Source organism: Arthrobacter sp. 2YAF22_2, from assembly GCF_052114645.1.
Classification (GTDB): domain Bacteria; phylum Actinomycetota; class Actinomycetes; order Actinomycetales; family Micrococcaceae; genus Arthrobacter.
In genome coordinates this window covers 1-8,444 of sequence record NZ_JBFRFD010000108.1, presented here as the reverse complement: position 1 = coordinate 8,444, position 8,444 = coordinate 1, and the positions used below count along the sequence as shown (strand labels likewise).

Here is an 8,444-nt window from a genome sequence, read left to right as displayed (position 1 = left end):
CCATCGATTCGCTCCGCGCCGCGCCGGCCTACGAGGTCGCACTCGATTGGTGGAAGAAGAGGCTGCAGAGCGGCGGCCCGGCCGGCCAATTCACCTACAAGAGCCTGCATGCCATGAAAAAGGGCATCAAGGACTGGTGGGCCCCGCAGGGCATGTTCGAGGACCTGGGCATGAAGTACATCGGTCCGGTGGACGGCCACAACCTGCAGGCCATGGAAAACGCCCTCTCCACGGCGAAAAACTACGCCGGTCCGGTGATCGTCCACGCCATSACSGARAAGGGCCACGGCTACGCGCCGGCTCGGGCCAACGAGGCCGACCAGTTCCACGCCGTGGGCATCATCGACCCGGAAACCGGCGTGCCCACCGAGGCGGGCGGCGCGAAGTCCTGGACCTCGGTTTTCGCCGACGAAATCGCCGACATCGCGGATGAACGCAAGGACATCGTCGGCATTACCGGAGCAATGCTGATCCCCGTCGGACTGCACAAGTTCGCCGCCCGGCACCCGAAACGGGTGTTCGACGTCGGCATCGCCGAACAACACGCCCTCACCTCTGCGGCGGGCATGGCCTTCGGGGGACTGCATCCGGTGGTGGCCGTCTACGCCACCTTCCTGAACCGTGCCTTCGACCAGCTACTGATGGACGTCGCGCTGCACAAGGCCGGCGTCACGATCGTGCTGGACCGGGCCGGGGTTACCGGGCCCGACGGCGCCAGCCACCACGGCATGTGGGACATGGCGATGGTCCAGATCGTTCCCGGCCTGCACCTGGCCGCGCCGCGCGACGCCAGCCGGCTGCGTGAGGAACTGCGCGAGGCAGTCGCCGTCGAAGACGCACCCACCGTCATCCGCTACTCCAAAGGCACCGTCGGCGCCGAAGTGGAAGCCGTTGAACGGCTCAGCGACGGCGTCGACGTGCTCGCGCGCCGCCCGGCCGGATCGAGCGACAACGACGTGCTGATCGTCAGTGTCGGCGCGATGTCCGAAGTCGCACTGGACGTCTCCAACCGGCTCGGCGCCCAGGGCATCAGCTCCACCGTGGTGGATCCGCGCTGGGTGCTCCCGGTCCCCAGGTCCGTGATCGCCCTGGCCTCCCACCACCGTCTCGTCATCTGCATCGAGGACGGGGTGCGCGCCGGCGGCGTCGGGTCGCGAATCCGCCAGGAAATGCGGGCCGCCGGGGTGGACACCGCGCTGAACGAGGTGGGGCTCCCGGTGGAGTTCCTGGACCACGGGAGCCGCAGCCAGGTGCTGGAACGGGTCGGCCTGACCGCCCAGCAAATCACGCACGACGTCGTCGCGCAGGTCCTGGGGACCAAGGTGCCGTTTGCGCGGCCGCTGCCCGGACAGCAACACCCCAGTACCGGCAGCCTGCCGATCCTGTGACCGTTTACGAAGGGACAGCCATGAGCGGCATTATCCGCGTCTACAAGCACGACGAAGAGGGAGTCCTGCAGTTCAGGGAAGCCTGGATTGACGAGGAGTTCCACGAGTTCGTGATGAACCACGGCGTTGTCGGGCACCAGAGCAAGACCGAGGAAACCCCCGTCGCCGACGCTGCCGCCGGCGAGGGCCTGATGGCGGCATTCGCGGCGCAGTGCGCCGAGGACGGCTACGCGGAGATCCCGGACGGGGAGCAGTTCTGGGTGGTGGCGCAGTACGCGCTCAAGACCAAGGACGGGACCAGCCGCGACCGCTACCTCGAGGAAAAAGCCAAGGACGCCCTGATCGGGCACCTCGCCTGGCGCGGCCTCGGGGTGGTGGACCGTTCCGAGTTCTCCGAGTCCAAGCTCAACATCTACTGCCTCACTCCGGACGTTAACAAAACCGTTAACGCGATCAAGGTCTGCATCCGCGGCGAGGACCTGGATTTCACCAAGCTGAGCATCGGTGCCGCACCGTTCGACGGGACCGACTTCAAGCTCAAGCACTCCGCCAAACCGGCGAACAGCTTCACGCTCTAGGTCTGGAACCACCTGCAAGGAGCCGGTCACGGCTCACATCCGTTTGGGGGCAACCGACCGGAAGGCAACGCAATGACGCGCAAATCCCCTCGACCAGGCAGCACCCCACTTCCCGCAGGGCTCGCGGCACCAGCCCGCAAGTCACTTGCCCACGCGGGCGTGGAAACCCTCGAACACGTCGCGCTGCTGGGCCACCGCCGGCTGGCCGGCATGCCGGGCGTCTGCCCGCGCACCCTCGCGCAACTCGAGGACGCCATGGACGAGCACGGGCTGGAGCTTCCCGCGGGATAGCCGCCGGGCCGGCGCTGCCGGAGGGCCATGGCCGGCCGTTATAGGCTGGTCCCCATGACTGAATACCGCCGCGTAGGAAATTCCGGACTGACCGTCTCGGCCGTAGGACTTGGCTGCAACAATCTGGGCCGGGCGAACACCGCCACCGAGTCGCAGGAGGGGACCGACGCCGTCGTGCATGCGGCCCTGGACGCCGGCATCACCTTCTTTGACGTCGCCGACGCCTACGGGCGCGAGCCCGGACTGAGCGAAACCATGCTGGGCAAGGCACTGGCCGGGCGCCGCGACGACGCCGTGATCGGCACCAAGTTCGGCATGGACATGCGCGGCACCAACGGCAACGACTTCGACGCCCGGGGCTCGCGCCGGTACATCATCAAGGCSGCMGAGGCGTCGCTGCGGCGGCTCGGGACGGACTGGATCGACCTCTACCAGTTCCATACCCCGGACCCGCTGACGCCCATCGATGAGACCCTCGCAGCCCTCGACGAGCTCGTGACCAGCGGAAAGGTCCGCTACATCGGCCATTCCAACCGCGCCGGCTGGCAGATCGCGGAGGCCGAATTCGTGGCCCGCGCCCGCGGCGGAGCCCGCTTCATCTCCAGYCAGAACCACTACAACCTGCTGGACCGGCGCGCCGAACTGGAGGTCACCCCGGCAGCCGAAGCCTACGGCTTGGGCGTGCTCCCGTACTTCCCGCTGGCCAACGGCCTGCTCACCGGCAAGTACTCGCAGGGGAAGGCGCCGGAAGGGTCGCGGCTCAGCCACACCCGTACCAATCTTGTCAACGACGCCGACTGGGGCCAGCTCGGTGCCTTCTCCACCTTCGCCGCCGAGCGTGACCTGAACGAGATCCAGGTCGCGTTCTCCTGGCTCGCTGCGCAGCCGTCGGTCAGCAGCGTGATCGCCGGGGCCACCCGGCCGGAACAGGTCCGGCAAAACGCCGCCGCCGTCGCCTGGGTCCCGGACGCCGCCGAGCTGGCCGAACTTGACCAGATCTTCCCGCGGACCCCCAAGGTCGCGCTGTTCTAGGCCGCACTGTTCTGCGCTCTGGCGTGCCCGGCGCTGATACCGCGGTGCAGTCGGTCCTGATGGACGTCGACACCGGCATCGACGACGCCCTGGCCATTGTGTACCTGCTGTCCCGGCCCGAGGTCCGGCTGGCGGCCATCACCTGCACCGCCGGCAACGTCGATGCCCGGCAGGTGGCGATCAACAGCCTGTCGCTGCTGGAGCTGTGCGGACAGGAGGGGATTGAGGTCGCGGTCGGCGCCGAGGTGCCGCTGACGATCCCGCTGGTCACCACCGAGGAGACCCACGGGCCGCAGGGGATCGGCTACGCCGTGCTGCCGCCGCCGGTCCAGCAGGTTTCGGCGCGGCACGCCGTCGACGTCTGGGTGGAAGAAGCCAGGGCGCACCCGGGAAAGATCACCGGGCTGATCACCGGACCGCTGACCAATTTCGCCCTCGCGCTGCGGCGCGAGCCGGAGCTGCCCCGGCTGCTCAAGGGCCTGGTGATCATGGGCGGCAGCTTCTACTATCCCGGCAACACGACGCCGACGGCGGAGTGGAACACCGCGGTGGACCCGCACGCGGCCAAGGAAGTCTACGCGGCCTACCGCGGGTTGCCGGAGGACAAACTGCCGGTGGTCTGCGCCCTGGAGTCCACGGAGCGGATCGAGCTGCGGCCGGAGCACCTGCGCCAGCTCGGCGACGCCGCCGGGGTTCCGGAACCCGAATTGGTGCTGCCGGACCAGCCCGAAGGACTGCGCAGCACCTCCGGCAACCCCCTGGTGGCGTGCCTGTCGGACGCGGTCCGGTTCTACTTGGAGTTCCACCGGCGCTGCGGCCAGGGCTACGTSGCSCAYATGCACGACGCGTTYGCCGCCTGCGTCGCGGCTGGACGGACCCCGTTCAGCACCCGGCCGGCCACGGTCGACGTCGAGACGGATTCCCCGCTGCTGGCCGGTACCACAGTGGCGGACTTCCGCGGTCTGTGGGGCCTGCCGCCCAACGCCAGGATTGTGGCGGGCAACGATCCAGCGCACTGCTTGGACGAGCTGATTTCGTCGGTGGGCGCCTTGGCCCGCTCCCTGGACGTGCGGTAGCCGCCGGATCCTGACCCGCCGGACCGGCGGTCTCCCAAGCTTTTCCCGGGCTTCGCTCAGGCACGGCCGATACCGTCCTGCCATGACCTCTAAAACCCTTGTCATCAACTCTGCACTGGGCGCCCTGATTCTGGCGCTCGGCGCAGGGACCTACCTGTCCGTCACGGCCGCAGGCTCAACATCCCCCGCGGCTTCGACCCGGACGGTTGCGGTGACCAAGGCCAGCATCTCCTCGGTCGCCACGGCGTCGGGCAACGTCTCGCCCGCGACGACCACCGTGGTGAACGCCCAGAACTGCACCGGCCCCATAGTCTCCGTTAGCGCAGCCCTGGGCCAACAGGTCACGGCCGGGCAGCAGCTGCTGACGATCGACCCAACCAACGCGCAGAATGCGCTCAAGACCGCCGAAGCGCAATTGTCCTCAATCAGTGCCCAAGCCAATCAGCAGCAGGTCTCGGCCGCGGGCCAGGTTTCCTCGGCCAACCAGAGCCTGGTCAACGCCCAGCAGTCCGCCAACCTGGATGCCTCGCAGCAGGCCGCTGGGGTGGCAGCGGCGCAGAAGGCGGTCGACTCGGACACCAGTGCTGTCGCCGCCGCGCAGGCCCTGCCCGTCCCCAGCCCGAAACCGGCCAACTGGAATGATCCCGTAGCCGCGGCGCAGAACCAGCTCGCCAAGGACCAGCAGGCCCTGACGCAGGCGCAAAACCAGGCGGCGTCATCCCAGCTCAAGGACAAGCAACAGGTCTCCACGGCCAGCACGGCGCTGGGGAATGCCCAGAACTCGGCCGCCTCGGCCGGGGGAACCAACGTCACCAGCGCACAGCTCGCGGTCGAAACGGCCCAGGCCAACCTCGCCGCCTGCAACCTGAACGCCCCGGTGGCCGGCACCATTACCGCGGTCAGCGCCACGGTCGGCGCGCTGACCGGATCCGGCGGGGCCTCGTCGTCGTCCGGGTCCGCAGCGGCCGCGTCCGGTGGCACGGCCACAGGCTCGGCGGGTGCTTCCGGTGCCGCCGCCGCGTCAGCCTCGTCCGCCTCCGGCGGCGGCCTCGTCACCATCAGCGACACGGGTCATTTGCAGGTGACGGCGGGATTCTCCGAAGCGGACATCGCGAACATGAAGCCGGAGCAGACTGCGGAGTTTGTCTTTCCCGCCCTAAGCCAACAGGCTAACGCCGCCCCGGTCACCGGCAAGGTCGTCTCAATTGCACAGACCTCGAGCACCACCAACGGCGTCGTCACGTACCCCGTCACCGTGTCAATCGCCAACCCGCCGTCAACCCTGCGCCTGGGCCAAAGCGCCAACATCTCCGTCACCACGGCCATCGCGGACAGCGCCTTGCTCGTGCCCAGCCTTGCGGTGACCACCAGCGGGACCCGGCAGACCGTCAACGTCGTCAAGAACGGGACGACGACGGCGACCCGCGTCACCACCGGAATCACCGCCAACGGCAGGACCCAGGTGCTCACCGGCCTCTCGGAAGGGGACCAGATTGAGCTTCCCGCGATCTCGAGCACCCTGGACAGCAGCACCGGAACCACTCCGGGCAACGGCTTCGGCGGAGCCGGGCTCACCGGCGGCAACCGTGGCGGCGGCGCCCGGAACGGGGGGCAGTAACCATGGCGGTCATCGAACTCTCCGGAGTTAACAAGGTGTACGGCAACGGTGAGGCGGAGGTCCGGGCGCTCGACGGCGTCAGCATCACCATCGAGCGCGGCGAATTTGTGGCCATCATCGGGGCATCCGGCTCCGGCAAGTCGACCATGATGAACATCATCGGCTGCCTGGATGCACCGACCTCCGGGAACTACTTTCTGGACGGCATCCACACGGCCGAGCTCGACGAATWCCAGCWGGCGCAGATCCGCAACCGCAAGATCGGCTTYGTCTTYCAGAAYTTCAACCTGATWCCGCGCACCAAGGCCGTCGAGAACGTGGCCATGCCACTTGCCTACGCCGGAGTGGGCCGGACCGAACGGCGCACCCGCGCCCTGGCGATGCTCGACTCTGTCGGGCTATCCAGCCGTGCGGACCACAAACCCTCACAGCTTTCCGGCGGCCAGCAGCAGCGCGTGGCCATCGCCCGGGCACTCGTCACCAATCCCGTCCTGCTGCTCGCCGACGAACCGACGGGCGCGCTGGATTCACGCTCATCCTCGGAAATCCTCGACCTGTTCGAACGGCTTCACGAAGCGGGCCGGACCATCGTGATGATCACCCACGAGATGGACGTGGCCGAACGGGCCGGCCGGGTGCTGCGGATGCAGGACGGCCGGATCGTTTCGGACGTCAGGCAGCAGCCGTTCGGCGGCCGCGCCCTGGCCGGGGCGCAGTGAACCTGCTGGAGTCGGCCCGGTTCGCCGTCACCGGCGTCGCGGCCAACAAGATGCGGTCGATCCTGACCACGCTGGGAATCCTGATCGGCATCGCTGCCGTGATCGTGTTGCTTGCCGTCGGCGCGGGCACCAGCAACGCCATCAAGGCCCAAATCGGCAAGCTGGGGACCAACGTGCTGACCGTGAGCCGGTCAACCTCCGTCGGAGGCCGCGCCGGCGCCGGATCCCAGGTGGGGGCCAGCCGCACCCGCAGCACCAACCTCACGCTCGACGACGAAAAGGCCCTCACCGACCCGGTGCTCGCGCCCGACGTCGCACGCACGGCACCGATCGTGCAGGCGCAAAACGTGACCGGGACCTACAACAGCGCCACCCACGCGGTGGCGAGTTTCCTGGGCACCACCTCGTCGTATTTCGCCATCACCAACAGCGCCGTGGCATCGGGTGCCCTGTTCACCGACGCCGACGAACAGGCCGGGAATCCGGTAGCCGTGATCGGCAACACCGTCGCCGCGGACCTGTTCGGCACCAACACCGCGTCCGCCGTCGGACAGACCGTCCAACTGAACGGCCAGAACTTCACCGTCACCGGCGTGCTGGGCGCCAAGGGATCCTCGGGGCTGAACGACCCCGACGATATCGTCGTCGTGCCGCTGTCCACTGCCCAGAACAAGTTCACCGGGTATGCACCGACGCTGGCGTCGATCACTGTCCAGGCCAGCTCCGCCGAGGTCATGAACCAGGCGCAGAACGAGTTGCAGATGATCCTCGATGCCCGCCACAGGGTGGACGCCACCAGCCGGGACTATCAGGTGCGGAACCAGGCCCAGATCCTCAGTACCGCCACCAACACCACGCAGACCCTGACCATCCTGCTGGGGGCCGTGGCCGCCATCAGCCTCCTGGTCGGCGGGATCGGCGTCATGAACATCATGCTGGTCACCGTCACAGAGCGAACCCGGGAAATCGGCATCCGCAAGGCCATCGGCGCTTCCCGCGGGAGCATCGTCGCCCAGTTCCTGATCGAGTCCTTGATCATCTCGGTGATCGGTGGGGTGGCGGGAATCGTCATCGGTTTCGCCGGCAGCGCCTTCCCCGTCCTCGGGGTCCAGCCCGAGGTCCAGGCCTGGACGGTGTGGCTCTCCCTTGCCGTGTCCGCCGTCATCGGCCTCGTCTTTGGTGTCTATCCCGCCAACAAGGCCGCGAAACTGCGGCCGATCGACGCACTCCGTTATGAATAGGACTTCCATGAAGAGCTACATCCCAGGTACCGGCCGCGCCGCACAGGTCGGCGGCGAGCCTGCCGAGCAGTTCCCCACGGAGACGCTGCCAGCCGCGGAGCTCCCGGCCGACGCCGGTGATTCCCTCATGTTGCCTGTCGCCGATGACGAGCCGTTCGTTCCCAAAAGCAGGTACGTCATGGGACGGTCCACCAAGGTGCTGGTGTGCGTTGTCCTGGTGGCCGCCGGCATGTTCACAGGTTCAGCCATCCAGAAACAGATCGATGCCGGAACGCGCGGGCCGCGCACCAATTTCGGCACGGTCCAGGGTCCGGGCGCGGGAACGGGAACCGGCTCGGGGAGCCCGACCCCGGGCCAGGGCCGCCGCGGCGGCGGGACTGCCGGGACCGCCGGGGGCGCCGGCTCCGGCGCCCCGACCACTGCCCCGTCGGCGGGCACAGGCCAGTAACTGCCGGTCCACGACGAGGCGCCGCCGTCCACCGCCATATCGCGGGGGACGGC

General features: G+C 68.2%; 9 protein-coding genes. All 9 read left to right on the top strand.

Annotated elements, in window-relative coordinates:
- A partial coding sequence (locus AB4Y86_RS06550; RefSeq protein WP_441401175.1) for a transketolase C-terminal domain-containing protein occupies positions 1 to 1,388 on the top strand: 1,388 nt, incomplete at its 5' end.
- A 20-nt stretch (positions 1,389 to 1,408) separates the two neighbouring features.
- The gene (locus AB4Y86_RS06545; RefSeq protein ID WP_441401173.1) at positions 1,409 to 1,966 is read left to right on the top strand and encodes a hypothetical protein; all 558 of its coding nucleotides are present in this window, start codon (positions 1,409 to 1,411) and stop codon (positions 1,964 to 1,966) included.
- A 72-nt stretch (positions 1,967 to 2,038) separates the two neighbouring features.
- Positions 2,039 to 2,257 (top strand): hypothetical protein, encoded by a 219-nt coding sequence (locus AB4Y86_RS06540; protein ID WP_441401172.1) that lies wholly within the window; start codon positions 2,039 to 2,041, stop codon positions 2,255 to 2,257.
- 54 nt (positions 2,258 to 2,311) lie between these two features.
- Positions 2,312 to 3,289: an aldo/keto reductase gene (locus AB4Y86_RS06535; protein WP_441401170.1), complete on the top strand. Its 978-nt coding sequence runs from the start codon at positions 2,312 to 2,314 to the stop codon at positions 3,287 to 3,289.
- A gap of 44 nt (positions 3,290 to 3,333) precedes the next feature.
- Positions 3,334 to 4,365 (top strand): nucleoside hydrolase, encoded by a 1,032-nt coding sequence (locus AB4Y86_RS06530; protein WP_441401177.1) that lies wholly within the window; start codon positions 3,334 to 3,336, stop codon positions 4,363 to 4,365.
- 82 nt (positions 4,366 to 4,447) lie between these two features.
- Positions 4,448 to 5,983, top strand: coding sequence for an efflux RND transporter periplasmic adaptor subunit (locus tag AB4Y86_RS06525; RefSeq protein WP_441401168.1), 1,536 nt, complete (start codon positions 4,448 to 4,450; stop codon positions 5,981 to 5,983).
- A gap of 2 nt (positions 5,984 to 5,985) precedes the next feature.
- On the top strand, positions 5,986 to 6,702 hold the full coding sequence (locus AB4Y86_RS06520) for an ABC transporter ATP-binding protein (RefSeq protein ID WP_441401166.1): 717 nt from the start codon (positions 5,986 to 5,988) through the stop codon (positions 6,700 to 6,702).
- On the top strand, positions 6,699 to 7,943 hold the full coding sequence (locus tag AB4Y86_RS06515; protein WP_441401164.1) for an ABC transporter permease: 1,245 nt from the start codon (positions 6,699 to 6,701) through the stop codon (positions 7,941 to 7,943). Before AB4Y86_RS06520 ends, AB4Y86_RS06515 begins: the two co-directional genes overlap by 4 nt.
- Positions 7,944 to 7,950: 7 nt before the next feature.
- On the top strand, positions 7,951 to 8,391 hold the full coding sequence (locus AB4Y86_RS06510; protein WP_441401162.1) for a hypothetical protein: 441 nt from the start codon (positions 7,951 to 7,953) through the stop codon (positions 8,389 to 8,391).
- Positions 8,392 to 8,444 lie beyond the last annotated feature (53 nt).